We start from the raw sequence: 25,923 nt of genomic DNA, 5'->3' as shown, positions 1-25,923 counted from the left end.
AAGAAGACCCCTCAGGTCAGTGTTGATCAAGACGACATCTATTCGGATATGACAACCCCTCCGTTTGAACCGATTCGAGCCAACAAGAAGAAACAGTTATTGATTGCTATTGTCGTCTCAGCGGGAGCTTGGCTTCTGTTCTCCATTGTTTTCCTTCGGACACGCAGGGAAACGTCTTGTGCGTGAGGGGATTAAATCGCACATGTGTGACCCACACGGGTCGCTCAGGGCACCTCCGTTTGAGCCCGGAGTCCATGCCCTCGAGTTCGAACGGCAGCCCTGGAATTGCTAAGAATTTACCTTCCATTGGTGGGCGTATCTAACGGCGCAGTAGGGCTAACGCTTAAATCACCAGTGCCTACTCAGCCCTGAAGCCAACTAGGCAGTTCATCCGCTTCAGGCAGATGAATCACCTGAGCACTGCTAATCGCTGGCAATTGGCGCACGGCTTCCAAGGCTTCGGCTGAGGGAGCGGCGTCGAGATTGAGGATGCCTACTGCCTCGCCGCCAGGGTGATCCCCTGCCCTACCCACCGCCATTTGGGCGATATTCACGCCATGTTCACCACAGATATTGCCCACGCCGCCAATGATGCCTGGCACATCTTGGTGCGTGAAGATGAGCAAACAGCCGTCCAAATACGCTTCCAATCGATAGCCATCGAGCGCGACCAGGCGAGGCATGGATTCGCCGAAGACCGTACCAACGACTTTGTGCATCACTCCCTGGGAGGATTCGAACTCTGCGGTGAGTGACGACCGGAAGGCCCCCATGCCGCTTTGCGATTCCGTGGTGAGCTTAATGCCACGATCTTCCAATAACATCTGGGCGTTGATGAGGTTCACTTCTTCCTCGAAGACGCCATCGAGCAGGCCGCAGGAAAAAGCTGAAGTGAGGAGTTTCGTGTCCTTGCCGGAAATCTCGCCACGAGCGGTGAGTCGGCAGGAGGCGATTCCACTGGGCAGCAAGCCGACTGCAAGCCGTCCCAAGCGATACGCAACGTCGAGATAGCCCCGCAATGAGGCGAGCGTCTTCGCGTCGAGCGCCGCAACATTCACAGCATTCTTGATCTGGCCATTGAGCAAAAAGTCAGTCAGCAGCCCGACTGCTTCGACAGCCACTTGAGTTTGTGCTTCCTCGGTACTCGCGCCGAGATGCGGAGTACACACCACTCCTTCCATGCCAAACAGTGGGCTATCGGTGCAGGGCTCGTCCACGTAAACGTCGAGCGCAACGCCAGCAAGCTTACCGCTCTTGAGTCCTTCGATCAGTGCTTGTTCGTTGTAGATACCTCCGCGTGCTGCATTCACAAGCCGAGCGCCTGGCTTGATGCGTTCAAGTTGAGGCAGATCAATGAGGTTGCGTGTCTCGTCAGTGAGTGGCGTGTGAACGGTTAGGTAGTCGATATCGGGGAGCATCTCGTCGACGGTAGCGACCAACTCGATGCCCAGGTCGGCGGCCCGCTCTTGGGACATGAATGGATCGTAGCCCAGAATGTTCATCTCCAGTGCCTTTGCACGGGTCGCTACAGCTAAGCCAATGCGCCCCAATCCCACCACGCCTAGCGTCTTCCCTGCGACCTGCGTGCCCATGTATTTCTTGCGATCCCAACGCCCCTCGACGAGCCCCTGATTCGCGGGTGCGACGTTCCGCGACATGGCGAGCATCAGCGCGATGGCGTGCTCAGCAGTGCTGAGCGTGTTACCAGCCGGGGTGTTCATGACCACGACACCCGCCCGAGTGGACGCCGGTTTGTCGATATTATCTGTGCCCACACCAGCGCGCACGATCGCCTTCAATCGACTATTACCTACCAGCGACTCGGGCGTGATCTTCACACCACTACGGCAGATGGCACCGTCGAACTGGCTAAGGGCTTCACGCAGTTCGTCTCCTTTGAGGCCGATACGGACTTCATACTCCACACCTTCCGCGGCGGCGAGCAGGTCGAGCCCTTCTTGGGCCAAGTTATCAAGAACGATTACGCGTTGCATGTGAGAGAATCGGGGTTTGAGTTGCATGGGAAATCAAAAATTAACCCGACGCGTAAGCGAGGGATCAACCGTCCTATCGTAATTCCCTCGCTTCCGCTTCGGGTTAAGGACTACTAATTAGCTCAGCTGTTTTGCTTGCAGAAGTCTTCCATAAAGTCTCGCAAGCACTCGACGCCAGAAGTTGGCATCGCGTTGTAGATTGACGCCCGAATACCACCGACTGAGCGGTGTCCCGCGAGCGATTTGAGCTCTTTCGAAGCAGCTTCGGCAAGAAACTTTTGGGTGAGCTCCTTACTGGGTAAGCGGAAGGTCACATTCATGAGCGAGCGACACTCGGGCTGAGCATGCCCCTCGTAGAATTCACTATTCGCATCGAGCACATCATAAAGCAGTTTTGCTTGGGCACCGTTTAACTCGTGCATTTTCGCCAAGCCGCCGATATCCTCTTGGAGCCAATCAGTGATAAGCTTCAAAACGTAAATTCCGAATGTGGGAGGCGTGTTCATCATCGAATCCGCAGCGGCATGGTTTTGGTAGCGCAAGTAGCCGGGCAAATCTTCGCTGACATCGGCAATCAGGTCTTTACGAACGATCACCACGGTAACGCCCGCCGGGCCGGCATTCTTTTGGGCGCAGGCGTAAATCAAGCCGTACTTCGAGACATCAACCGGGCGGTGCAGGAAGTCGCTGGACATGTCGCATACGAGCGGCGTGTCTCCCGTGTCGGGCACATCCTTGAACTGCACGCCTTGGATCGTCTCGTTGGAAGTGTAGTGCAAATAGGCAGCGTTGGGCGTGGGACGCCACTTGCCGCCTGAATCCCCGGATGAGGGCAGGCGATCGAAATTCGTGTCTTGCCCGCTCCACACCGTCTTCATGTCGCCATGCTTGTTGGCTTCGTTAAGGGAATGTTTACCCCAGGCACCTGTGATCAAGTAATCTGCAGAGGGTTGCTCTGGGCTTAGCAGATTCATGGGGATCATGGAAAACTGCAGTCGTGACCCACCTTGAATGAACAGCACCTCGTAGTCGTCTGGAATTGCCAGCAGGGATCGCAGATTGCTCTGGGCGGATGCCAGGATTTCCTTGAAGGCCTCGCTACGGTGGCTGATTTCCATAATTGAGGCGCCTACGCCGGGTAGACAGAGCATGTGCTCCTGGATTTTCTCCAGCACAGTAATAGGCATGACGGCAGGGCCAGCGGAGAAATTGTAGACGCGTTCGCTCATCGGTGGCTCGGAATGCTAAGTTGACTTGAAAAACCAGCGGCTTCAGTTTGACGAATGTTTTTGCCGCTTTTTGCGACAGGAGGAAGGGCCGCTGGTCTTGAATAAACGTCCTATTCTAGTGCCCCTCTGCAAGCTTGGCGATGGGGCCTCGGGGCGACAATGACCGAAAACTGCCGACTCAGCTTGACTCACGTGGCGGGGGTAGTCACGATCACGTGAGTCATGCTCGAATCTAGCGAATCCAGTGCCAGGGAAAACTCGTCGGAGTCCTCCCCAACGAACACCGAAAAGCAGGCACGCTTGAAGCTCGCTGCGGCGGGAGTTCCTGTAGTGGCCTTGCTGGCGGTCCTCGCGATCTGGCTCCCCGAATGGCGTGGTACCGAATCCCCAGGCGGGCGTAACACGCAAATTGAAGTAGGCACGAAGGAAGCTACTACGGCCCCGACTCGGCGAGAATCGGAAGCTCAGGTCGCCTCTGAAGAAGGATCTGAGAACGCCGTACAAGGAACCGTCCGCTGGGTTCGTACGATTTCTAGTATTCCCGATAAGGATTTCGAACTAGCGGCCGCACACGACCAAGCGCTTCGCGATTCCTGCGAAGCGTTGCCCGCCGGCGATGCTGTGCTTCTCGATGGCTTTCAGCCGCATCTCACGAAACATGACGATCGCGAATACTCAGAGGCTGTCTCGGCGCTGAGCACGCGCCGGCCCATTTTCACGGTGGGGCTGGACATGTTTAGCATCGACCAGAAGAACCTGCCGACTCTTAGTGGGCGGAGCATTCTCAGCTACCTGCAAAGTAATTACATCTGTCTGCAAGTTCGGATTCAAAAGAAGGCCGGTTCCGAAGATTTATTTCTGCATCATCGCCCAATTGCATGCGTGGCGAAGTTCAAGGGAACGCAGCTCACGCAAGATCTAACTGCCGGAATGACTTCTTCATTGGATAACTATCGCAGCTTAGGAATGTACTTGCCTAAGAACCAACGCCCGACTCCGAGCAATCTGCGCACTCTTGTGCTAATACATAAGGGAGAAGGTCTAGATAAGGAAGAAAAGGCGTTCGACAAATACGAACTGGTATTTATTCGAGCTCGTCAGGATCGCTCAGATTCTGAGAAGTTAGAGTTGCACGCATTCACGACGACCGACAATCGCACGATGCTGCATTATTTGAATTGCGACGAGCACCCCGACGACAACGACGATTGCAGCATCAAGACGATGATTCACTTCACCAAGTACTCTCACGCTGGCCTGTACCCTAGCGAGAGCGAGACACGCGATACACAGTTCAACGATCGTTCGGAGTACAACATGGCAGCCCTGGAAAGCTATGCAGAAGCCCAAGGCTGGGAAGACGGACCTCTCAAACACCTGAACCAAGTATTAGACGACTTGATTGATGGGAAGGTGCCTGTATCGCCTAGGGGGTCGCCATAGCGGCGACTCTCGCTCGGTTTAATCTTTGAGAGACTGGGCCACGTACAACTTGAGTAGCTATTAACTGTCGTCGCAACCCCCAGTCGATTTTGCATCAACCGAGAAACTTGCGTGAATCTGCCCGTAACGATTTGGAAGATATCGCTGGAGCAAGCTCCTCAGGTCATCGAGACGGGCTATCGGCTCTTATCGCCGGACGAGCAACAACGAACCGATTGCTACAAAGTGCAGAAAGCCCGGGAGAGTTTCATTCTCACGCGCACCGCGCTCCGGCAAGCTCTTGCCAAGCGATTAGATTGCCTGCCCGAGGAACTACACTTTGATTACAGCGAACGAGGCAAGCCAAGCCTGCGGGTGCCTCGACCTTCTTCGGAGTTTTCCTTCAGCGTATCGCACTCGGGAGAGCTAGCGGTCGTTGCGATTGCCGATTGCAAACACATCGGCATCGATTGCGAAAAGATCAGACCGTTGGCTAACGCAGAATCACTTGCTCGCACAGTTCTCTGTGAGGTTGAATGGAATCGCTGGATTGAATTGGATGAAGAGAAGCAAATGGGCTCGCTACTGAAATCTTGGACGCTCAAGGAAGCCTGCTTGAAAGCAATCGGGACAGGGCTAGCTGTTCCCATGCGTGATCTGGAAGTTCGCAGCGAATCTGATATCGGTCTACAACTGGTAACAGCCCAGGAGATACTCCTGACGGTTGCCCCCTGGGCGTTGGCATATTTCGAGCAAGTTAGCGGCTACCAGATCGCCCTAGCTGCAGCAGGCGTTTCGAAGAAGATTGCTGCTGAATTCTACGAGTTTCATTTTGACGGGTAGGTAGCCTTCCAGCCACTCGCTTCACTACCTCGTGCGGGAATTGCCCCTACCATTGGCGGTTTGCTGCTGTTGAGCGGCTCCTTGCTGACGAGACTGCTGTTGGCGCGCCTTCGCGGCTGCCCACTTTTCTTGGGCCCGTTGTTTGGCGGCAGCTCTTTTTTCTTCCATCTGTTTCTTTGCGGCAATGCGCTTTTCGTCGGACGCTTTTCGTCGGGCGACGATCGACTCGACACGACGCGAATTCACGACAAACAAGGCTGGATCGTCAATCACGAAAGGCGTAGACCAACTGCGGCCATCGTTAAAATTGCACGAGTTGAAGAAGAACGTGCGGAAGCTGCGGGCGTGGTAGCTGTAAGGATACTTGGAATCGAGATGATCGGCCGCCGTGAGGTCTTCGACCCCAGGCTTTGCGTAGTAGTGAACCGAGCCATCGCCTGTGAAGCTCATGCCGAATGTCCACCAGCCGAACTGCTCGATCTCTTTCACGCGATAGTCGCGGCCCATGTGATCGCCCCGGATGGCAATGTACGCAGAATCTTTTTCCGTCTTCCGGCTCGTTTCGCTACGGAAGTGAATCCACATGCCCGGCCAGTAGGGTTCGTTCGTGGTTTCGCTACGACTGCCAAAGAGGCCACGGCTCTTCACCTCGGTAGTGATCGTCGTAGCGCTGCCACGGATGCCGAAGTGTGGGCCAGAGCGATTCTCCCACTGCTCTGCTGGCGGCAGGAAGACACGAACCGTGAAGCTAGGAGTCTCGCCAACCGGGATGCTTCCGCCGAGGCGATTGGGCAAGTTAGCGATCAAGTCGTCTTGCTGAACGTCACGCGAGTTGTATCCAGGAATACCGGAGCGAAGCGTACGCAAGAGGAGTGCTTTCTCACTGCCGGGTAGTCCACCCGCTGGAGTGTCGACTACTTGAATCTGATCAGGCTGGCCGCGCTCAGGGCCTTCGTTCCAGCGACCATTAGTCGCCATGCCACGCGGCGAGCGTAGGCGTTCGTCTTGCTCTCGCGAGCTCTTGGGATGATTGTGGACGAAGTTCCAGCCCTCATCTTCGAAGTCGTCGCCCACGTAGTCAATTTTGGTTCCCGTGCCCGGGACTACGGCGCGATTACGCTGAGCGTGGGCGGGACTCACAGTCAAGTTAGTCACAGCTATTAACGTAAGGGCAAGAAGGCAGCGCATGGGGTTGGGCTCGCTGATAATCGGGTGTAGTGAGACGATGAAAACACGAGAGAAGTAATCTCAGCCGCGGGAAGCGAGATCGAATACGTGTTGTATCGGTTGTGCGACCCATCCGTTCGCGAGTTGCTATGTCTGGCCCGCAAAGCTTGCCAAGCTTCGCGCAGCATGCAGCGAGAGGTGGCTAGGGAGTTCTCAAGGTTGGTCTAGGGGGGCCCTTCTCTGCCGTTGCAAGCACCGCGGCGAGATGTGAGGTGTCGGCTGCTACACGGGCCTCAAAAACTCGCTAGTCGACCTTCTGACCAACCAATGCTAGCGAAACGCGACTCGCTAGCGGATCGACCCAGCGACGCACCGCCTCCGGCGAGATGAAGGCGAGATTCGCAATGAGCATTGCAAAGCCGAATGTCTTCATGCCCATGAACAGGGCGATGCCGCCGTGTACGGCAAAAGCGATCCACAACACGATCGGACGTGTGAAGCGGTTCCACACGAGGCAGCAGTAGAAGACTTCCCAAAACACGGTTACGTGCGTGAGGAGTGCTACCAGCAGTGGCCACCCGGCAAGCCATGTCATGTCGATCGATTGGTACTCTAAGCTGGCCATGGCGTACCACACGGCGGTTCCGCCCTGCCAAGTGGCCCCTTGGGATTTGGCGAGTCCTGAAAACAGGTAAACGATGCAGAGGTGAAGTTGCAGCAAGCGAACGGCTAAGTTGGCCGAGGGAGAATGCTCGGACGACACTTCCTTACCTTTGCGGAGTCGCCAGATACGATCGAGCGAGTACCTCGCTCCGCACGGGCCCAGCATCAAGTACGTGGCCAGCATGACGTTCGCCTTGTCGAGTCCGAAGTACGAGCCAGGAGTCACGCGAGTGGCATAAGAGATTGCCAGTAGCCAGGCCAACACTGCCGCCGTGCGGCTAAATAGGCCGAGCATCAAGCATGCGAACACGACTAACGCGAAGAGATGCACGACCCAGAGCACCCAAGTCGATTTGATCCAGAAAAACACGCTCCAAACAGTCAATTGTTTGGAGTCGTCACCTGGCAGCACCAAAACATTGTCACGCAGGTAAGCGACGGGCACCCAGCCTTCGGGACCGATGAAAGCCTCGAGATCAAGCGACCAAATAAAGTGCGTATAGAGCAACATTGCCCCTCCCAGCACGCGAATAAGCGAGAGCGTTGCCGGATCGGTGGGGGCGAACCAGAATCGGTTCCAGGCTTGCCATAGTTCGACAAGGTAGTTTCGTACTGGCGCAAAAGGGCGGATCATGGTCCAACTCCCGGGATACGCGTCGGTGAGTTGCGCTGCACGGGTGTTATAGGGCGGTGTTGGTTGTCTCCGTCACTCTCTCGAATGGGATAGATGTCCGCCTCAGCTTGAGTTTCGTAGGTACTGTCCGCATCAAGGACCGTGCCATCTAGTACTTGCCTAGGGGACAGGAGCCCATGGTAAGCCGCCGACAGATGCACTTTCGTTGCGCCAAACTTTTTCACCAAATGCTGGCCGTAAAGCTTCGACCAGTCCGGACCGAATTCCTGACCACCTTGAGCAGCGAGCATCAGGTGGCGATGGTAGTACAGTCGTGGCCATTGCTTCTTAAGATCGGGATAAATCTCCTCGGCAATCGTCTCGCCACTTTCATCATAAGCTACACAGCCGAGCAGGTAGCTACCGCTAGGATCTGGGGTAAAGAAGTCGTAACCGTGATTCAAGTAGGTGAGATTCAGATAGGGTCGAAACACTTTGTTCAAAGTGCTCAAGAGTGGCCGGGAGTTTTTATCGATACTCTTGAGAGTCTCCTCTGCAGACAGACGTTTCTTGCCAAGAATGTCACTCTCGCGAATATCGGGATGGAGTCTCGCCTCTGTCTGCACCGCCCAGGGCGCCACAAACAACGCAGACACATGCCAAACAATGAACAAGGTCAACAGCCCACGCAACCACGGGCGCCAAGGCAAGTTGGGATCGACTTGTCGCGGGGGCTTCGGCTTTTTGGGCGGCGCTTTCTTGGCGGCTGACTCTGCCTCAGTGGCGCGCTCCGACTTGTTTTGCTTAGGCTTTGGTTTTGCAGCGGCCATTTCAAGAGTGCCAATGGATGCGGGTGGCGAGATCGGTGACGAGGGAAGTTGTTACTAGCAAACGAAAAACCCCCGCAGCGGTCAACGCCGATGCGGGGGTTTCGTGATAGAATGCTGCGGAATTATCGAAAAAGAGCCGATTTGCCGCAATTCTTCCGTTCAGCGATCAATCAACCGACGCAATCTGGTTGACGTCCTGGTCGAAATCGAAGCTCAGTTGGTAGGTTTCGCCACCGGAGAGCGTCATGGCTTTCTCACGAACCAGCGTCTTGCCGTCTCGCTCAAGGACGACACGAACGGTGTAGTCCTGCCATTGCTGCCCTGATTGAAGCCGCGTGCTGGCGTAGGTGCGAACTTCGCCGGTCTGGTGAGTTTCCGAGCCGGCTAGGTATACCTTGGCGTCAGCCGGAACGTCCAGTTTGAGCTCAGTCTTCACAGGCTCTGGCGAAGCCAAAACAAGTGACTCGCCATCGAAGGCAACACGCACGTCTTGGCCAGCATTCAGCTGAATAGTTTTCTCGCGGACAATCTCTTGACCATCTAAGTTGTAAACAACGCGGAAGTCGTAAGCGTAACTCTTCCCAGCTTCCAAACCGTTGGAAGCAAACGTACGCTCGGTTCCAGTGCTTGTTGTCAGTGAGTCGTTGACGTAGATCTTGGCACCTACAGGAACGCTGGCGTAGATCGTTCCCACGCTGGCATTGTCAGTCGAACAAGTTGGGCAGCCCAAATCGACAGGTGCACTGTACTCAACAGGTGCACTGTAGCTTGAGCCGTAACTGCCGGAAGAGTAGCTGCCAGCCGAACCGTAGCTGCTGGATGCATAACTGCCAGCGGAGCCGTACGAGCCACTGCTAGCGCGAGCTGCCCTGCGGGCTTCCTTGCGGGCGTGCCAGCGAGCGAAGAGTCCAGGGCGGCTACCAGTTGAAGCTGAGCCTGCTGAACCGTAGCTACCACTTGAGGTGTAGGAAGCCGCGTAGCTGCCCCCGTAGCTACCGGAAGAGTAGCTGCCAGCCGAACCGTAGCTGCCCGAGGATGCGTAGCTTCCAGAGGATGCATAGCTTCCGGCTGAGCCTGCCGAACCATAACTGCCGCGCGAGCCGTGGCGACCGCGTGAGAACGCCGACGCGTCTGCTGTCAACATAACAGTCAGGGCTATGGCCACCGCAACTTGGGCTATCCGTGTCTTGCCAAGTGATTTCATCGTTGATGTCTCCCGATGTGTGTCATTCGTGCCGAGTAAGTGGGGCGCCCTAAAAACGATTCTTGCGGGCCGCTGGAGAGCTGGCACGGCTCCCCGCATGCAGTTTTAAGATAGCAGGCTCGCACAGTAATTCAAGGAATCTGCGTAAAATTAACGGCTTTTGCCGACTGGGAGGTTCGGGCGTTGTACGCAGGCATCATGCCTGCTACTCCGGCAGCGAATGGAGTTGCAAATCGTCAACATCCAACGTGCCTATGCCACCATGCAGCCCAAGCCGAACGATCGCTTCGCGGGCGGCCAACGGCACGATGATGTCACTGGTTGAACTCTTCCAATCAAAATCTCCAGCCCAGGGCCCCAGCCGTTCGTGCCCGATGACTGCTCTGCGTGAATCGTAAAAAGTAATGATCACCGCGGCCTCCTGGCCGGGCGTAGGACCCGGGGCCAGAGAGTTGCCGCGCACGCTGGCCGAGAGTTTAATCCGCGCAGCGCTTCTCCCGTCGATCGCTAAGCCTTGCAAAGCCCGTGCGGGTTCCCCCGGGCTGCGATTGGTGAACCGCAGGAATTGTTTTCCTTCAGCCGGATTCGGCGAGGTAGCAAGTTCCGCTTGTCGCAGGTAATGCCAGCCGGTGGGGTGCTTAGAATCCCCAACGGAGACTTCAAAGTCGCCATTGTTGACCTCTGGGTTCAAGGGATCGGGTTGTACCTGGCGATTGTCTTCCGCCTCGCCGGTCATAGGTACAAAGAGGGTTGCACGCAGCGGTTCTCGTTCTAGCTTTCCATCTCGCTTAGTGAGCCGGAAGAGATTCTGCTGGTAACGCTCACCCACGGGTACGATCATCTGTCCGCCTTCGGCAAGTTGGTCGACGAGCGGCTGAGGGACGTCTTCAGGTGAGCAAGTTACGATGATTTTGTCGAAGGGAGCTTCCTCTGGCCAACCTAAGTAGCCATCGCCAGTACGCACGTGCACGTTCTTATAGTCGAGACGTCGGAGCGTTCGCTCTGCTCGCCTGCCAAGCCGTTTAACGATTTCGATCGTGTAGACTTCGTTTACCAGCGGGCTCAACACGGCCGCTTGGTAGCCACTGCCGGTGCCAATCTCTAGCACCTTGTCCGTACTTTGCGGGTTGAGTTGTTCGGTCATGTAAGCGACAACAAACGGTGGTGAAATCGTTTGTCGATCGCCAATCGGTAGAGCCGCATCCAAGTAGGCCTGTTTGCGAAATCCGGTCGGTACGAATTCGTGTCGCGGGGTGGTGCGCATGACCTTGAGGACACGTGCATCGCGAACCCCAGCCGCTTCGATTTCGCGCGCGACCATCGCCTCTCGCTTCGCCGTAAGATCTTCAGCCGAGAGTTCCGACGGAGATACAATGAGTGAGATCGCAAAATACAGCAGGCTGAGGAGCTTGCTCATAAGTAGTCCTAAGAGGTATCCGTAATCCAATTCGACCGCCATCTTGGATGGTTGCTCTATTCTAACCCGCAGATTGCCTTGTAACGCCCATGAATGACCCCGCAACTATCGCCAATACCCGAGAACGCCTGCGCGAGCAGATGCCCGTGACCGAAAAGTGGGCTTATATGGATCACGCGGCTGTATCGCCACTCCCCAAGCCGACTTCGGTGGCGATGGCCAAGTGGCTTCAACAGGCCAGTGAGGAGGGGGACACCCTGTGGCTTGATTGGTCGGCCCAGGTTCAGAGCACGCGTACTGAGGCGGCTCGCATGATTGGGGCCTCAGAAGAGGAGATCGCGCTTGTCACCAGCACCACCGCGGGAATCAATTTCGTGGCTGAGGGGCTCGACTGGCAAGCAGGCGACAATGTCGTGACGCTCGACGATGAGTTTCCATCCAATTTGTATCCTTGGATGCACTTGCAGGATCAAGGCGTGGAGACACGACTCGTTCCAACGGATAACGGTCTCGTGGACTACGAGAGACTAGCAGAACGTTGTGATGATCGAACACGCTTGATCACGGTCAGTTGGGTCGGCTACAAGAACGGTGCTCGGCGGGATATTGATGTCATTAGCCAGATCGCCCGCGACAAGAACGCTTTGTTCTTAGTTGATGCGATTCAGGGCATCGGCGCGTTTCCTTTAGATGTTCGACAAACACAAATCGATTTTCTAGCCGCTGATGGACACAAGTGGCAACTAGGGCCCGAAGGTGCCGGCTTTGCCTACATTCGTCGCGATTGCTTGCCGTTGTTACGTGCAACGGGCGTGGGCTGGAACAGCGTGGTGCAAGGGAGCGACTTCGCCAATATCAACTTGAATTTGAAGACCACGGCGGCTCGCTACGAAGGAGGCTCGCAGAACATGGCGGGCCTAATTGGGCTGGGGCAAAGCCTCAATTTACTCAACAATTTGGGCGTTGAGAATGTTTCCGCGTCGATCCTCGATATCACTGACAACGCATGCGAGCAGCTTGCCAGCTGCGGGGCGGAGCTTCACACGCCTCGCTGCGGCGACAATCGTTCTGGAATCGTAACGTTCTCGCTACCAGATGTTGATGCCCGGGCGTTCCGCAAGCATTGCCTCAACAGCGGTGTGGCACTGGCCTGCCGGTCGGGTCGGCTGCGAATTAGCCTGCATGGCTACAATCACGACGGAGACATAGGTCGCCTGAGGGAGGCGATTCGCTCGTTCGGCACCAACTAGAGCCATCGGCCTACGCATAGGAGCTTATCTGCGTTAATCTGTGTCTATCAGCGGTTCCTTCCCTTGGAGCTTGATTCCTCGTTCCCAACTCCCAATTACGCAGAGAAGACGGTATGTCGCGTCGCGCGGTTTACACTGGCTCGTTCGACCCCATAACCTTGGGGCATCTCAATGTGATTGAGCGTTCCAGCCGTTTGGTGGACGAGCTCATCGTGGGCGTGGGACACAACCTCGACAAGCAGTCGCTATTCACGCCGGAAGAGCGCGTGTCGCTTGTCAAGGAAACCTGCAGCCACGTTGAGAATGTACGGGTAGAGATGTTCTCTGGCCTCGCTGTGAAGTTCGTGCGCGATTGCAAAGCGAGCGTTATCATCCGCGGTGTTCGTTCGCTCACCGATATGGAAACAGAATTCACCATGACACTGGCGAATCGCAAGCTCGATCCGGGCATCGAGACGGTGTTCCTGATGGCCGACGATGAGTTCTCGCACGTGTCGAGCTCGCTCATCAAACAAATCACCAGCCTCGCTGGTGATGAGGAGCTGGCTCGTTTCGTGCCGGCCGAAGTCGTGCCAGCGTTGCGGAAGAAGTACCAGTAGGGAATACCTACTTTGCGGCTCTTAGGATTTGCACTGCGACCGCGAGTACGCCGATCACGGCCAGAGCCGACTTCAGGTTGTCGAATAAACGCGTTCTCCTCCGGATTGGTTGATTGACGGAGCTATCAGCGGCCATTACCTGTTGCTTCGCTACGGAACTTGGAGCCTTGCCCCACAGTGCGGCGATGTTCTCGTCACCAGGACGCCATTGCGGATCATCGAGAGTTCTTGGGCCCTCGAGTTCTGTGTCGTGTGAATTCGCTTGCAAAGTTGCCGAAGGGTCAAGGCCATCGCCCTTGGCGGAACTTGCTACGGCCGACTTCTGAGGTTCCGTTTTATCAGGTGGGGCAGCTTCAGCAACGATTTCCAATTCATTTTTCCCAATGTCCGGTGCTAAGGTCGCCAGGAAATGGCTGACTCGCCCGCCGAAGCTGCCCAGTGTCGTACCCTTGCCTGCTCCGAAGAGCACCCCGGCTAGCTCGCCGCGCTCGTTGAAGATGGGGCCGCCAGAATCGCCTTGGCGAGCTTGCACATCGAGCTCGACCATGTGCCGCGGCAGATTGATTTCGGGAGCGTAGTACTGCGTGCATTTGCCGGTGGCCGAACGATAGATACCGTGCCCGTAGCCGCAAATGGTGAGCGTTTCGCCTGGCCGGGGTGCATGTTCTGTGACCGTCACGGGTGGGGCTTTGGGCCGCCACACGACGAGCGCCGCAAGATCCCAGTCGGCATCGATCTTCAGCGATCGTGCTTTGGAATGGTAGCCGTCTGGGAAGAGCACCTCAATCGGGCCCTTCGCATCGCGGACCACATGCCAGTTGGTAATTACAAGGCCAAAGTCGTCACGAATATCCACCAGCGTCCCCGAGCCATACGAAGTGGCTTCACCCTCCGGCACAATGATGCGAGCCACCGCAGGGTGTGGCTGCTGACTGCGATGCCACTCGTTGTATAACGTCGCCGGTTCCGCTTGCGTCTTAGCGCTTCCGCAATACACAAAACCCACCAGCACAGCAACGAGCCACCAGCGCGAACGAGCACTAGGACGACGCAGCCTCACGCAAAGGATGGCAAGCATACAAAGGAACATTAGCGAGTCGAACTATGGGCTTTACGGGACTGTTCGCTGGATACGATCATTTGTAACAAGCGGTTGCGGAGCTGGTTGCGATTTTCAGGCGAAACGGGGGAGTCGACGCGTAACGGCTCGGGAGCTTTCGGTTTGAACGACGATTGCTCGTGAGAATTTTCGACCGGCTGTCCCCAGCTAAGCCAAGCTGAGGGTGGGCTATTGTTTTCTTGAACGTCCATGGGGGAGCATTCCTACGGGAGTGGCGATTATTGGGAGCTGTTGTTTTTGAAGACGGTAATGAAGGTAGCTACGCGGCTATCGGGCGACCGCCGCGGAGGTCTTCCTCACGCGGTGGGAAGTCACAGCCATCGTTATGCAGAAGTTTCAATCGATGCAGCTCTGCTCGTAGGGCATCCTCAGCTAACTTCGTGAGCGTCAGCCGGGCCGGGTAGCCGGCCAAGTGCACGGCGGCGTTTCGTGCCTCGTCGAGCACGTCCTCGGGGAGGTAGATCGTAGCGCGGACTTTTGGCGCTCGTGTTGTCGGGTCGTCAGCCTCAGGAACGTGCACTTTGGGGCCGGGCACATTGCGATTGGTGGCCATGAATATCTCTCCTCGATTACAGCTTTGGGCGGCAGAAGTCTCTCCCTCCAAACAGTTCTTCGGCTGATTGGAGGACGTTGCCCCAAACGTCTGACGTTACCCAACAAGGATTGCTTGAAGAGAATCAATCGCAGAATGAGCAGGCTTTGCGCAATCAGCAAAGTCAGTCGAGAAAGTGTCATTCGGGAAAGTGTGGGGATCGCCGTTGAGGGCACTCCCTACCTCCTCCTCTAGCCAGCTGTCTCAGCGGCAAGAATAGCCACTAGGAGACTTTCCGGCGTATGCTGCTCCGCAACCACCGTGGGCGAGTAGCCGGCCTCTGAGAGCACGTCCGCCGTTATAGGGCTAATGGCTGCTAGCCGAGTCTGGTGAAGCTGTTCGCCGAACATCGCGATTAAAGAGCGAGCGATGGCGGAACTCGTGACCAGCGTCCAGTCGACTTTGCCCGTAGCCATCGCGGTCCCCACTTCCTCAGCGGGCTCGATGACGTCGCTGCTTTGGTACACTACGACCTGCTCGACTTCAGCTCCAGCCGAGCGTAATAACTCGGCGAGTACTTCCCTGCCTCGACTAGCTCGCAACAGCAAGAATCGATTTCCTTCGGCTTCTCCGGACAAGGCTTCGGCTAGCGCCTCGGCGCGATACTCGTCTGGCTGCAGGTCTGCCTTCAAGTGGAAAGCAGCGAGCGCCTCAGTCGTACCCGGGCCGACTGAGGCTAGCTTGATTCCTGATAGGCTTCTCAAGTCACTACCAGATTTGAGGAGACGTTCTAGAAAGTAATTCACGCCGTTTACGCTGGAGAACACTAGCCAATCGTACTCAGCGAACCGAGAGATTGCTTCGTCAACTGGTTGCCAGTCCTTGGGTTCGTTAATGGAGATGCCCGGTTGCAGCAGGACGCTTGCCCCGAGTTCAGATAACTGGGCGGTGAGTTCGGCGGCTTGATGTTCGGGCCGTGCGACGAGTACCTGCCGTCCGAACAAGGGGCGCGAGCTGAACCACTGGAGCGTCGATCGCGCGACCACGGCTTCGCCGACAACGATGATTGCCGGCGGGCGGATCTTACCCGGCGCGAGAACGCTAGCCAACTCGCCCAGTGTGCTGGTGAGTACTTTTTGCGTTGGCAGTGAGGCATGTCGCACGATCGCCACGGGAGTGTCGCCCGGCTTGCCGTGGGCGATCAATTCGCTCGACCAGTCGGGGGCAGTTGTAACTCCCATGTAAAACACGAGCGTGCCAGGAAACCGTGCAAGTCCGGCCATGTCGAGCTTGCTGCCCGATTTCATCCGTGATTCCTGACCGGTGATTAACGCCACGCACGATGCATGGTCGCGATGCGTTAGCGGCACGCCGCTGTAGCTACTGGCAGCTAGGGCGGCAGTGACACCGGGCACGATTTCATACGCAACGCCCGCCGCCTCTAGGGCCGCCAACTCTTCTCCCATACGCCCGAATACTCCCGGGTCGCCCCCTTTGAGCCGTACGACCTGTTTGCCATTCTGGGCCGCGGCTACCATTTGCCGGTGGATATCCTCCTGATCTACGATACGCCCCCGACCTTGCGCCTGGCCGTGACGACCGAGGCAGATTAGCTCTGCATCGGCTTGAGCATGCCTCATCAGCAGCGGATTCGCTAGGTAGTCGTACAGCACCACATCCGCTCTCGCGAGCAATTCACGTCCGCGCAGCGTCAATAGCCCAGGATCACCCGGTCCAGAACCGACGAGGTAGACTTTGCCTGTGGGTACGGCCATAAATGGGTTTCAGTCTAGCAGGCGAGGGGTAGGCGGATTGCAAAGTCGAGATATTGTCGCGATTCGCTGAGTGAATCACAGCATTATTTCCACACGTTCTTCTGTAGGGTGTGCGTTTGAGCCCTAGGGCTCTACTGCTAGAATAGCTGCACAGCGTTCACTTGCGTAGCGGCGCTAGGCACTCTCGGTGATTGTCTCTCCTCCGAGTCAACTTGCACAGCATGGAATTTGGATGTCCGTTGAACCTAATAACGCAGCTGCACCACTTTCTTCAAGCTCGCGTCACCGGCTGCAGAAGGTTTTTGAGCACGGCCAGCGCTGCGTTGCAAAACAGGATCATGACTACGCAAACCAACTATTCACGCAATGCGTGGTCGAGGACCCAGCGAGCATTGTCTACTTACAGGCTTTTCTGGATAATCTGGAAAAGAAGTTCGCCGGCAAGAAAGGCTCGAAGCTAGCGGGGCTAAAAATCAAGAGCCAGCGCAGCGCCTTGGCCAAAGCGGCCGCTAAAGGGGATTGGCCCACGGCATTTCAGGCGGGGTGTCAGGCCCTCGCCCTCAGCCCTTTCGACTCTCAGACGCTTGTGGGCTTAGCAGATGCTTGTCAGGAACTGAGCATCAACGAGTGCCAACTCTACTACTTGAAATGGGCGCTCCGTGGAGATGCAAAGAACCCCGTTGTGAACCGCCGGGCTGCCCTGCAGCTGGCGCGGATGGGGCAATTCGATCAAGCAATTGCCTGCTGGCAACGCGTAGCCGTTGCGAAGCCTGAGGACGAGGAAGCCCGCCATGCAATTGCTCAACTATCGGTGGAGAAGACTATTTATGTGGGAGGGTACGAGGCAAACAAGTCGAAAGCTGCCGGCGAGGAGGGGGAACCCTCGGGCGAGTTTCGTGTGGCTCAACTGGCCAAACAGGAAGAGGGGGCAGAGGATCTCTCGTTGCCTATCGAGGAGCGGTTCAAAAAGTCGATCACCGACAATCCAGCCGAGACGGAAGCCTACTTGAACTTGGCTGATCTTTATTTGCATGAAGACCGCCTCGATGAAGCGGACGAAGTGCTCTCTCGTGCCCGCCAAGTGGCCGGCAGCGGTGACTTTGATGTCACCGAGCGGATTGAGAATGTGAGGCTACGTCGTGCGCGTCGCCAAGTTGAAATTGCCGAGCAGCAGGCCCAACAAGCCGAAGAGGATGCTCGCGAAGAGGCCGATACGCTAGTAAACCGCTTGCGACAGCAAGCCAACCAGATCGAGCTAGAAGTCTACGCGGCCCGTAGCGATCGTGAGCCGGACAGCACGCGGCTGAAATTTGAGCTGGGAGTCCGGCTGAAAAGAGCAGGCAAGATCCGGGAGGCCATTCCTGTTTTGCAAGCGGCCCGGGGTGATTCTCGCCGAAATACGACCGTACTGCTGGGCCTTGGGGAATGCTTCCAGAGAATTGAACAGTTCAAACTAGCGCTTAGCAACTACGAGCAGGCCATTGAATCCGCTCAGTCGGATCGCAGCGAAACGGCCGCAGAAACCCACAAATTGGCTCTTTATCGTGCCGGTGTGCTCTCCACGGGCATGCGGGAGCTTGATCGGGCGGAGCGGTATCTCACGGAGCTTGCCGGGCTAGATTTTGGCTACCGAGATGTGGCTGACCGGCTAGACAAAATCAGCTCGTTACGCGATAGTGGTTGATTCGAGATTCGGAATTGGGCTTCTCCAAGGGAGTTTGGCCCGCAGGTAGCACCCCCAACCAGTTGAAGACCCCCTCACGATGCCAAATTCAGCCAACGCCAAAAAGACCCTTCGCCAATCACAAGACCGCCGCGACGCGAATCGGGCTGTGAAGTCGAGATTGCGTACGCAAATCCGCAAGCTTCGTGAGGCGATTGCCGCTGGTGAATCAGAAGCTATCGCTACCGAGCACAAGCTGGCCGTGAAGGCACTCGATAAGGCGGCAGGCAAGAACATCATTCATGCCAACAAAGCGGCTCGGACCAAGAGTCGCCTCTCAGCGGCTATCAAAGCAGCGAAGTAGCTAGAATGGGTCGGCAAATCCGCGAGAGGTTAGTTCGCGGGCTTCTGGTAGTAGGCTCAAAAAACTATCTTGGCCGCGTCGAACACTGGCCCGTCTACGCAGGTACGTTTGTAGTCCCAAACTTCACCCGTGGGATCCTCTTCTAATTGGCGGACCTTGGTCACACAGCTAAAGCAGATGCCGATGCCGCAGGCCATGGGCGTTTCTAGCGACACCTGGCATGGCACCTCTCGTTCGTGTGCGATTCTTGCGACAGCGTGCATCATGGGTTCAGGCCCACAACAAACAATACGGCACTGCCCGAGACGTTGATCCAAAGTTTGCTTGAGCAAGTCGGTTACCAGACCGTGGTGACCTAGCGAGCCATCATCGGTGCTGATCTTTACCGAGATTCCCGCGTTCTCGAAGTCTTCAATACCGGCGGCAAATTGCTTTGAACGCACACCATAACAAAGCGTGACTTTGTTCGCGGGCGGCACCTCACGCCCAGGGTTGCCATAGGGCCGACCACCAAGGTATTCCCGCCCGAGTGCCAAAAAAGGCGTCTGCCCAATTCCGCCAGCGACCATGATCAGGTGCTCCGTAGCTTGCGGCAAGAATCCATTGCCCAGCGGCCCCCAGACTTCCACCGAATCGCCGGTGCGCATTGCTTTCAGCAAACGAGTCGCTTTGCCAACGACAAGATAGCCAATGTCGAGGCCGAGGGGAGTGCCTGAATCGTCGCACCAGGTGTCGTAGAGAGCAAAAGGACGAGCCAGCAACGGGCTTTCGTGGCTCGGAAGCCGAATCATCAGGAACTGCCCCGGTAGTATGTGCGAGGCCAATTCTGGCGAAGCTAGACGCAGTCGGAAGGTGTCTCTGGAGAGCGGGGTGTTCTCCACAATCTTGACGCTCCGCTGGCGAGCGGCATCAGCGTAGTACGCTGCTGACAGGGCGTGTTGTGAACAATCCAACCCCGTGGCGTTCATCGCTGACCTCGCTTGCCGGTCTGCTTACCCTTGGCTGGGCGGCCCTTACTGGGCTTTGCTCCTTTTTTTGAAGGACCGGCCGAACCTCTAGCTGCCGAACCTGAGGAAGGCAACTTGCGAGCTGCCGCCTTACCACGTTTGGCTGCTTCGCCAAGCTTTTCGTCTTTAGGAGCATCAACCGCGTCGCGCAGTTTCTTCAATTCTTGGGGGGTGAGAATGCGATGCGCACCGCGCGGCAGATCGCCGAGCCTAACGGGCCCCACGGCAATACGGGTAAGCTTTTGTACTTTGTGGCCCACACGTGCGAAAAGGCGGCGGATTTCTCGATTGCGGCCTTCGTCCAAAACCATTTCCAGCAGCGTCGACATCTTCCGGCGTGACTTAATTTTTACGTTCACCACCTTCGCGAACCCTTCAGCCAGATACATTCCCTTACGAAGTTGAGCGAGCACTTCAGGCTCGCACTTGCCGGCCACTTGGACCTCGTAGGTTTTCTCAACACCGTGCCGGGGATGGGTGAGCTGGTTGGCGAGCTCGCCGTCGTTGGTCAGCAGGATGAGCCCTTCGCTCGCCATATCGAGTCGTCCCACGTTGAACACTCGGCCCGCCTCAGGGGGGATCATGTCAATCACGCGGGGCCGCCCGGCTGGGTCGCTAGCTGTACACACCACGCCCGTGGGTTTGTGGACCGCGTAGTATACACGCCGCGGTTGGGTGATCAGTTCCCCATCGACGCGGATTTCCTGATGCGGTTCCACCCGCGCACCGAGTTCGCTCACTACGTCGCCATCGACTTGGACACGCCCCTCGGTGATCAGCTCTTCGGACTCGCGACGGCTTGCTACTCCTGCCGCGGCTAGAACCTTCTGCAGCCGTTCGCCGGGTCGATTACTCGGCTTTGCCTTGGCGGAGGATCGCTTGCGCGGTGGCGCAGCACTCTTCGTTGGACGTTTCTTTGTCGGCTTCTTGGGCGGGCCCTTTTTGGCGGGGCCGCGCTGCTGAGCCCTTTTAGGCTGGGTCTTCTTCGATGGACGTGACATAACCTGCCATCATAGTCCGCCGAGAGGGAGAAACCCAGGGGAGCGAGCAGCAGTCAGAGTTTACTTTGGCCAATAAAGACACTTTGGCTAATAAAGCGGAGCACCCACAGGGATTGGTGCCGGGGTGATTGTCGTGGGTGTTGGATTCGCCCACGGGCCAGCCGGCCGGTGCTGGCGGGCTCGCTCGACTTCATTCGGCGGTTGAGCATAGCCTGCGGGACGGCCGCCGACGATCTCTGGGGCCAAGTCATTGGGCGGATAAGGATCGAATTGTAACGCGCGAGCCCGTTGATACTGCGCAGGTCCCGGGTGATTCAATTGCGGACGAGTGAGCGAAGGGCCACAGGCAGGTAGCGCCAGCAGTCCTACCGAAAAAATTGCTAAAGGTATGAACTGTGTCTTGCGCATCGTTGCCGCTCCGATTGAGAAAGTTCGGCAAGAGTGTAGCGGGCCTGCATGGGCCAGACCAGATAGCTTTCAGCTAGCACTTCCGTGCTCTCCCTAACCAGAGAGGTTAGGGCAGGAAGATATCGAGCAGGGTTGCCTCTGCTTGCGGAGTCACTTCGAACGAACCGGCTGCCGAAGGGACCAAAGCCGTTTGCCCCTTGGAGAGCGGAACTCCAGCCTGATCGCCTTGCAACTGCACGGAGCCCTCGAGCACAGCCAGCAAATGGAAGCAATCGTCCCCGCCCAACTCGGCTGCCTCGCTCAATCGCACGCGATCGAGCACGAACTTATCGCAATCCACCAACCGCTCGCGGCTTAGCTTCGAGCTTTCTATAGAAATCTTCTCGGGTACTTGCGCACTCACCGGACCTCGCTCATAGTCGATCACGTCCAGCGACTGTTCGATATGCAGCGGGCGTGGTTTGCCATCCGCGCCAACGCGATTCCAATCGAACAATCGGAACGTGGTATCGCTCGCTTGTTGGATCTCGGCAATCACGAGCCCCGCTCCAAGTGCATGAACCGTGCCTGCGGGAATGAACACGCAATCGCCCACGGTCGGTTCGAAAGCATGTAGGCATTCTTCGCATTCGCCTACCTCAAGAGCTGAGGCAACCTGTTCACGAGTAACACCTGGCTTCAACCCAGCGTAAATCTTGCTGCCTGGGTCTGCCGCCAGCACGACCCATGCTTCGGTCTTACCAAGGTCGGGCGGATCGAGCTTCGCACCCTGCTCATCATTAGGGTGGACTTGTACGGAGAGTGTACGATTGCAATCCAGCAGCTTCATGAGCAGTGGGAACTGATCTCCTGCGTAGCTAATGCCAAACAGCTCGCCTGCATGATGTTCGACCAACTCGCTCAGAGGAGCTCCCTCCAGCCAGCCATGCTCGACAATACTCTGGTCTTCGCCATGATCGACCACCTCCCAGCTTTCGGCATAATCTTCCCCTTCGCCAATGGGTTTGCTGAGCATTGTGGCCAAGCGACGACCGCCCCACAGGTAGCGGCGGAATATTGGTAGGAATCGCAGCGGGTAGTTGCAGCTTGCCATGTTCTCGCGTTTAGGGTCGCTCTACTGGTCAATGAGGCCGCGTTGTGCGGACTTCCTTCTCCAAGTAAAATACACTTCTCAACCCAGAAACTCTACGACCCTATTACTCTCTACTCTGCGGGCTGCACTGCAGCTTAGCGGGGTGGCTTGGCGGGTTTCTTAACTCGCTTGCCGCCCACGATCGCCGATGCCCAAGCCCTCCGAGCCAACTGATCCCTCCCAGCCTGCTGACGAGCAGCGTGCCGACTCAAAAGGGCCTCAGGTCACCGAAGCGTTCGACCATACGAAGATGTCCTTCGGGCAGCACCTGGAAGAACTACGCTCAGCCCTCTTCAAGGCGATACTCGCGCTGGCCGCAGGCACGGTTTTTGGTCTGTTCATCGGCTGGGATATCGTCGCGTACATCCAAACTCCTCTAAAAGAAGCGCTGGTTGAACATTATCGCGAGCAGTCAGAAGTGAAAGAGCTGGAACGCTTGGAACAGTTGAAAGCTGACGGAGAAGCGGTTCCAGATGATCTTGATGCTGCGGCTGGCGAATTTGCCGAGCGAGGCCTGAGCCCTTTGGAATACTGGTTGGATCCCCGGGAGATACTCCCAGAACTAGCGAAGCGTTTTCCCGAGGCGATCGACCTCGGCGCGCTGCCCGCTACTGATGAACGAATAGCTGAGGAACGTGCAGCTGAACAACCAGCAGCTGAGCAACCACTCATTCCCAGTCGAGACGATTTAATCCGACTGCGTCTCTATCGCTCTGTCGAAGACGACCCGCGGGTACGGGTAATCGGCCTGCAAGCACACGAGCCGTTCATGGTCTACATCAAGGCTTCGCTCGTGGCGGGGGCGATGTTTGCGAGTCCCTTTATCTTTTACTTCATCTGGGATTTTGTGGCGGCTGGGCTCTATCGGCATGAGCGCAAGTATATCTATCTCTATTTGCCGTTCAGTTTAGGGCTGTTCCTCGCAGGAGCGGCCTTGGCCTTTTACGTAGCCTTTGACTACGTGCTGGCTTTCCTCTTTAAGTTCTACGCCTGGACAGAGACCGACCCGAGTATGCAGCTCAGCGAGTGGATGAGCTTCGTATTGCTCCTGCCTCTGGGCTTTGGGATCAGCTTTCAACTTCCACTAGTTATGTTGCTACTAGAGCGCATCGGCGTGTTCACGGTCGAGACGTACCTCTCAAAGTGGCGGATTGCGATTCTGGTGATTGCCGTCCTTTCGATGTTCCTTACTCCTGCCGACCCTCAGAGCATGGTAGTCATGGGCGTTCCATTGGTGGCACTCTACTTTGCCGGGATCGCGCTTTGTCGGTACATGCCGGGACGTAGAGAATCGACCCGCAGCGAGTCTTGATCTCAAAAACTGCCCGGCATATTGAATAGCCCAACGGCAACGGTTACCCCGACCAGATAGACCAAGCCGCAGATACAGGCGTGGACGATCGCGACCATGAGGCCTGATACGGGGTTTACGGGCAAACCGAAAGTTAGCACCATCGCATTGATGATCGCTGGCAACACGTACTGGGAGCTGAATCCTAGCTGTGTATGTGTGACGCCTAAGTAGAATTGCATAGCACCGTTCGCAATTGCGAGAGTAAACACCAAGACCAACGAATGCCAAAGGCCTGGCGCTTTGGTCAGACTAAGCACGCATGCGATGCGCAACGCCCAGGCTGCACCGGCCAAGGCTGGCGGAGCAAGTAGTACAAAGGCAAGTTGCGGATCGAGTCCGGCGATGGAGAAAGCCACGATATTGTCCCCCGATGAGACGGAGAGCCCTGATTTGACCCGGAAAGGTCGAAAAGGCTGGAAAGGCTTACCCTTGGGCAGGCCATTCGCAGTAGGCTCTACCTAAAAGGTATCATTCGTTCGGGGGGGAAATGTCGACCTGGCCCTTATTTTTGTGTGGTATTTTGTGGTCGACGGGCATCAGTCCGATGGCGCTTGCTTCCCATCGAGCCGGTAGAATAGTTAAACTCGGTAGGAGCGGATCGCCGAATGAACCTTTCAGCGAACCACTGAGTCGCTTCCTATGCGTCGCTTATTAATTGCGAGACTGTCATCAACGGGCTGAACTGCCCGAGTCATCATGTTTCAGCCCTACCAACAACCAGCTTCTCAAGGGTTTCCCACAACCCGTGGCTGTCTCTGTATCGTCCCGGCGTAAGGCCGGGATCTCTTGCCTGCGGCGGCGCTGTTCTGCGTCCCCCCATACTCGCTCACACTTTTGCAGGCCGCTTCCGACGAGTGGCGCTAGGGAATTATTGCAATGGCTACCGATTTCAGTCTTAAAGACCAACTCCCCGATATCACCGAACGCTTGGTGCAGACCTACGAGGAACTGGGCACGATCAATCACCTTGATCATTGCCCACTCCCCAATTACGAAGAAGTCATTGAAACCGTTCAAGAACTCACTGAGATCATCTACCCTGGATATCGCCGGCGCGAGGGCTTGCACCATGGCAACGTGCAGTACTACGTGGGTGAAGTGATCGATCGGTTGCATGATCGGCTTACCCGCCAGATCGGCCGGGCGCTGCGGCATGAAGCGGGCGCAACTAGCGAATGCGACGGCGATGTCGATTACGAAGCACTCGGCCAAGCCAAGACGCTACAGTTCCTAGGGGAACTACCGCGCATGCGCGAGTTGCTCGCGACCGACGTGCAAGCTGCCTACGACGGCGACCCAGCCTGCAAGTCGCCCGACGAAGTGATCTTTTGCTACCCGGGGCTGGAAGCGATCACGGTGTACCGCTTGGCGAACTTACTCTATCAGTTGGAGATACCATTCATCCCGCGAATGATGAGCGAGTGGGCCCACATGCGCACCGGTATCGACATTCATCCTGGTGCCACGATCGGTAAGTACTTCTTTATCGATCACGGCACTGGTGTCGTGGTGGGTGAAACATGTGACATTGGCGATCACGTGAAACTTTATCAGGGTGTCACACTAGGAGCCTTGAGCTTCCCTACGGATGGTAAGGGAAACTTAGTACGCGACCAGAAGCGTCATCCCACCATCCAGAACGGCGTGGTTGTCTATGCGAACGCCACGATTCTCGGCGGCGAGACCATAGTCGGGCATGATTCGGTGATTGGCTCAAGTGTGTGGCTCACGTATAGTGTTGAACCTCACACGACTGTGCTACTGGAGAAGCCCAAACTCAAGATGCGCGCCGAATCGAATGCTTAGATGCGAAGAAATATCCACGTAGATCATTTTCTCTGAGAATTGCGATCGCCGGCAAGTTGACAGTCCAAGGGCTTACAATCTCGGGACACGCGTGATTTGGAGACTACCTGTCCGCGCAACCATCGGTTGGTGATTCCAGTACTCTGGCGGATTGGGATACGCTAATAGTTGGGCTCTGGCAATGTCTTGCTGTGGGCGACACCTATCGGAAAGCTATTCGACACCCTGCAGCAACTTGTTGATGTCGGTATGGTGATCCCTGGCGATGATCCCAGCAAACCGTGCTACAAGTCGGGAACGGTTTAACTCCTTCGCTACATGAAAAACGAGCCGAGCAAGGTGATGTGGCTTGGTTGTCGCAGCTAGGGAAGGTCTACGAGGCAAGGGAACGGCGTGAAAGGAAATGACGATCAAGTCAAATATATCCATGTTGGCAGGGCGCTTTCTTCGGAAGCGTACGCTCACCGTTACCGTGATGGGAGATTGAGTTTCTCTGCTTTTAGGGGGCCTTTGCAGAAAGTGAATTGATA

General features: G+C 56.4%; 24 protein-coding genes. 8 read left to right on the top strand and 16 right to left on the bottom strand.

Annotated elements, in window-relative coordinates:
* Positions 1-362 precede the first annotated feature (362 nt).
* Together serA and serC are read right to left on the bottom strand one after the other, a co-directional pair.
* Positions 363-2,021, bottom strand: coding sequence for a phosphoglycerate dehydrogenase (gene serA / locus HG15A2_RS16840; protein ID WP_246117768.1), 1,659 nt, complete (start codon positions 2,019-2,021; stop codon positions 363-365).
* A gap of 95 nt (positions 2,022-2,116) precedes the next feature.
* Positions 2,117-3,223 carry a 3-phosphoserine/phosphohydroxythreonine transaminase gene (gene serC / locus HG15A2_RS16835; protein WP_145061571.1) on the bottom strand — a complete coding sequence of 369 codons (1,107 nt, stop codon included), beginning with the start codon at positions 3,221-3,223 and terminating at the stop codon, positions 2,117-2,119.
* A 222-nt stretch (positions 3,224-3,445) separates the two neighbouring features.
* On the opposite strand from serC, the gene HG15A2_RS16830 reads away from it, so the two are divergent.
* Both HG15A2_RS16830 and HG15A2_RS16825 read left to right on the top strand, forming a co-directional pair.
* Positions 3,446-4,666 (top strand): hypothetical protein, encoded by a 1,221-nt coding sequence (locus HG15A2_RS16830; protein WP_145061569.1) that lies wholly within the window; start codon positions 3,446-3,448, stop codon positions 4,664-4,666.
* A 111-nt stretch (positions 4,667-4,777) separates the two neighbouring features.
* Positions 4,778-5,488, top strand: coding sequence for a 4'-phosphopantetheinyl transferase family protein (locus HG15A2_RS16825; RefSeq protein ID WP_218932034.1), 711 nt, complete (start codon positions 4,778-4,780; stop codon positions 5,486-5,488).
* 24 nt (positions 5,489-5,512) lie between these two features.
* Here HG15A2_RS16825 and HG15A2_RS16820 read toward each other — a convergent pair whose 3' ends face one another.
* From HG15A2_RS16820 to HG15A2_RS16800, 5 genes are all read right to left on the bottom strand, one after another.
* Complete coding sequence (locus HG15A2_RS16820; protein ID WP_218932033.1) at positions 5,513-6,643, bottom strand: hypothetical protein; 1,131 nt, start codon at positions 6,641-6,643, stop codon at positions 5,513-5,515.
* A gap of 316 nt (positions 6,644-6,959) precedes the next feature.
* The gene (locus HG15A2_RS16815) at positions 6,960-7,952 is read right to left on the bottom strand and encodes an HTTM domain-containing protein (RefSeq protein WP_145061565.1); all 993 of its coding nucleotides are present in this window, start codon (positions 7,950-7,952) and stop codon (positions 6,960-6,962) included.
* The gene (locus tag HG15A2_RS16810) at positions 7,949-8,761 is read right to left on the bottom strand and encodes a hypothetical protein (RefSeq protein ID WP_145061563.1); all 813 of its coding nucleotides are present in this window, start codon (positions 8,759-8,761) and stop codon (positions 7,949-7,951) included. Before HG15A2_RS16810 ends, HG15A2_RS16815 begins: the two co-directional genes overlap by 4 nt.
* 166 nt (positions 8,762-8,927) lie before the next feature.
* Complete coding sequence (locus tag HG15A2_RS16805; RefSeq protein ID WP_218932032.1) at positions 8,928-9,965, bottom strand: TIGR03000 domain-containing protein; 1,038 nt, start codon at positions 9,963-9,965, stop codon at positions 8,928-8,930.
* A gap of 205 nt (positions 9,966-10,170) precedes the next feature.
* Complete coding sequence (locus HG15A2_RS16800) at positions 10,171-11,382, bottom strand: protein-L-isoaspartate(D-aspartate) O-methyltransferase (RefSeq protein WP_145061559.1); 1,212 nt, start codon at positions 11,380-11,382, stop codon at positions 10,171-10,173.
* Between the two features lie 89 nt (positions 11,383-11,471).
* Between HG15A2_RS16800 and HG15A2_RS16795 the strand changes: the two genes are divergently transcribed.
* Positions 11,472-12,632 carry an aminotransferase class V-fold PLP-dependent enzyme gene (locus tag HG15A2_RS16795; RefSeq protein WP_145061557.1) on the top strand — a complete coding sequence of 387 codons (1,161 nt, stop codon included), beginning with the start codon at positions 11,472-11,474 and terminating at the stop codon, positions 12,630-12,632.
* Between the two features lie 113 nt (positions 12,633-12,745).
* Entirely contained in the window at positions 12,746-13,231 is a 486-nt protein-coding gene (gene coaD / locus HG15A2_RS16790) for a pantetheine-phosphate adenylyltransferase (protein WP_145061555.1), read from the top strand.
* A gap of 7 nt (positions 13,232-13,238) precedes the next feature.
* Here coaD and HG15A2_RS16785 read toward each other — a convergent pair whose 3' ends face one another.
* The 4 genes from HG15A2_RS16785 to cobA all read right to left on the bottom strand — a co-directional run bounded on the left by HG15A2_RS16785 (position 13,239) and on the right by cobA (position 16,658).
* A complete protein-coding gene (locus HG15A2_RS16785; RefSeq protein ID WP_218932030.1) occupies positions 13,239-14,309 on the bottom strand; it encodes a S1 family peptidase in 1,071 nt (356 codons plus the stop codon).
* An 11-nt stretch (positions 14,310-14,320) separates the two neighbouring features.
* Positions 14,321-14,542: a hypothetical protein gene (locus HG15A2_RS16780; protein ID WP_145061552.1), complete on the bottom strand. Its 222-nt coding sequence runs from the start codon at positions 14,540-14,542 to the stop codon at positions 14,321-14,323.
* A gap of 68 nt (positions 14,543-14,610) precedes the next feature.
* Positions 14,611-14,904 carry a hypothetical protein gene (locus HG15A2_RS16775; protein WP_145061550.1) on the bottom strand — a complete coding sequence of 98 codons (294 nt, stop codon included), beginning with the start codon at positions 14,902-14,904 and terminating at the stop codon, positions 14,611-14,613.
* A gap of 230 nt (positions 14,905-15,134) precedes the next feature.
* A complete protein-coding gene (cobA, locus tag HG15A2_RS16770) occupies positions 15,135-16,658 on the bottom strand; it encodes a uroporphyrinogen-III C-methyltransferase (RefSeq protein ID WP_145061549.1) in 1,524 nt (507 codons plus the stop codon).
* A 232-nt stretch (positions 16,659-16,890) separates the two neighbouring features.
* On the opposite strand from cobA, the gene HG15A2_RS16765 reads away from it, so the two are divergent.
* Both HG15A2_RS16765 and rpsT read left to right on the top strand, forming a co-directional pair.
* Positions 16,891-18,342, top strand: a complete 1,452-nt coding sequence (locus tag HG15A2_RS16765; RefSeq protein ID WP_145061546.1) for a tetratricopeptide repeat protein — start codon at positions 16,891-16,893, stop codon at positions 18,340-18,342.
* Positions 18,343-18,421: 79 nt separating this feature from the next.
* Positions 18,422-18,685 (top strand): 30S ribosomal protein S20, encoded by a 264-nt coding sequence (gene rpsT / locus HG15A2_RS16760; RefSeq protein ID WP_145061544.1) that lies wholly within the window; start codon positions 18,422-18,424, stop codon positions 18,683-18,685.
* A gap of 56 nt (positions 18,686-18,741) precedes the next feature.
* Here the strand turns inward: rpsT and HG15A2_RS16755 are convergent, their stop codons facing one another.
* The 4 genes from HG15A2_RS16755 to HG15A2_RS16740 form a co-directional block, all read right to left on the bottom strand.
* A complete protein-coding gene (locus tag HG15A2_RS16755) occupies positions 18,742-19,653 on the bottom strand; it encodes a dihydroorotate dehydrogenase electron transfer subunit (protein WP_145061542.1) in 912 nt (303 codons plus the stop codon).
* Positions 19,650-20,693, bottom strand: a complete 1,044-nt coding sequence (locus HG15A2_RS16750; RefSeq protein WP_145061540.1) for a pseudouridine synthase — start codon at positions 20,691-20,693, stop codon at positions 19,650-19,652. Before HG15A2_RS16750 ends, HG15A2_RS16755 begins: the two co-directional genes overlap by 4 nt.
* Before the next feature lie 87 nt (positions 20,694-20,780).
* Positions 20,781-21,101 carry a hypothetical protein gene (locus tag HG15A2_RS16745; RefSeq protein WP_145061538.1) on the bottom strand — a complete coding sequence of 107 codons (321 nt, stop codon included), beginning with the start codon at positions 21,099-21,101 and terminating at the stop codon, positions 20,781-20,783.
* A 106-nt stretch (positions 21,102-21,207) separates the two neighbouring features.
* Positions 21,208-22,194, bottom strand: a complete 987-nt coding sequence (locus HG15A2_RS16740; RefSeq protein ID WP_145061536.1) for a type I phosphomannose isomerase catalytic subunit — start codon at positions 22,192-22,194, stop codon at positions 21,208-21,210.
* Between the two features lie 187 nt (positions 22,195-22,381).
* On the opposite strand from HG15A2_RS16740, the gene tatC reads away from it, so the two are divergent.
* The gene (tatC, locus tag HG15A2_RS16735; protein WP_145061534.1) at positions 22,382-23,545 is read left to right on the top strand and encodes a twin-arginine translocase subunit TatC; all 1,164 of its coding nucleotides are present in this window, start codon (positions 22,382-22,384) and stop codon (positions 23,543-23,545) included.
* A 2-nt stretch (positions 23,546-23,547) separates the two neighbouring features.
* On the opposite strand, the gene HG15A2_RS16730 is transcribed toward tatC, so the two are convergent.
* Positions 23,548-23,943: a hypothetical protein gene (locus tag HG15A2_RS16730; RefSeq protein WP_145061532.1), complete on the bottom strand. Its 396-nt coding sequence runs from the start codon at positions 23,941-23,943 to the stop codon at positions 23,548-23,550.
* Between the two features lie 520 nt (positions 23,944-24,463).
* Here HG15A2_RS16730 and HG15A2_RS16725 point away from each other — a divergent pair.
* Entirely contained in the window at positions 24,464-25,393 is a 930-nt protein-coding gene (locus tag HG15A2_RS16725) for a serine O-acetyltransferase (RefSeq protein ID WP_145061530.1), read from the top strand.
* Positions 25,394-25,923 lie beyond the last annotated feature (530 nt).

The sequence above is a fragment of the Adhaeretor mobilis genome (assembly GCF_007741515.1).
In the GTDB taxonomy this organism is placed as follows: domain Bacteria; phylum Planctomycetota; class Planctomycetia; order Pirellulales; family Lacipirellulaceae; genus Adhaeretor; species Adhaeretor mobilis.
The sequence above is the reverse complement of the archived record's forward strand: the minus strand, read 5'-3'. Positions and strand labels throughout refer to the sequence as shown.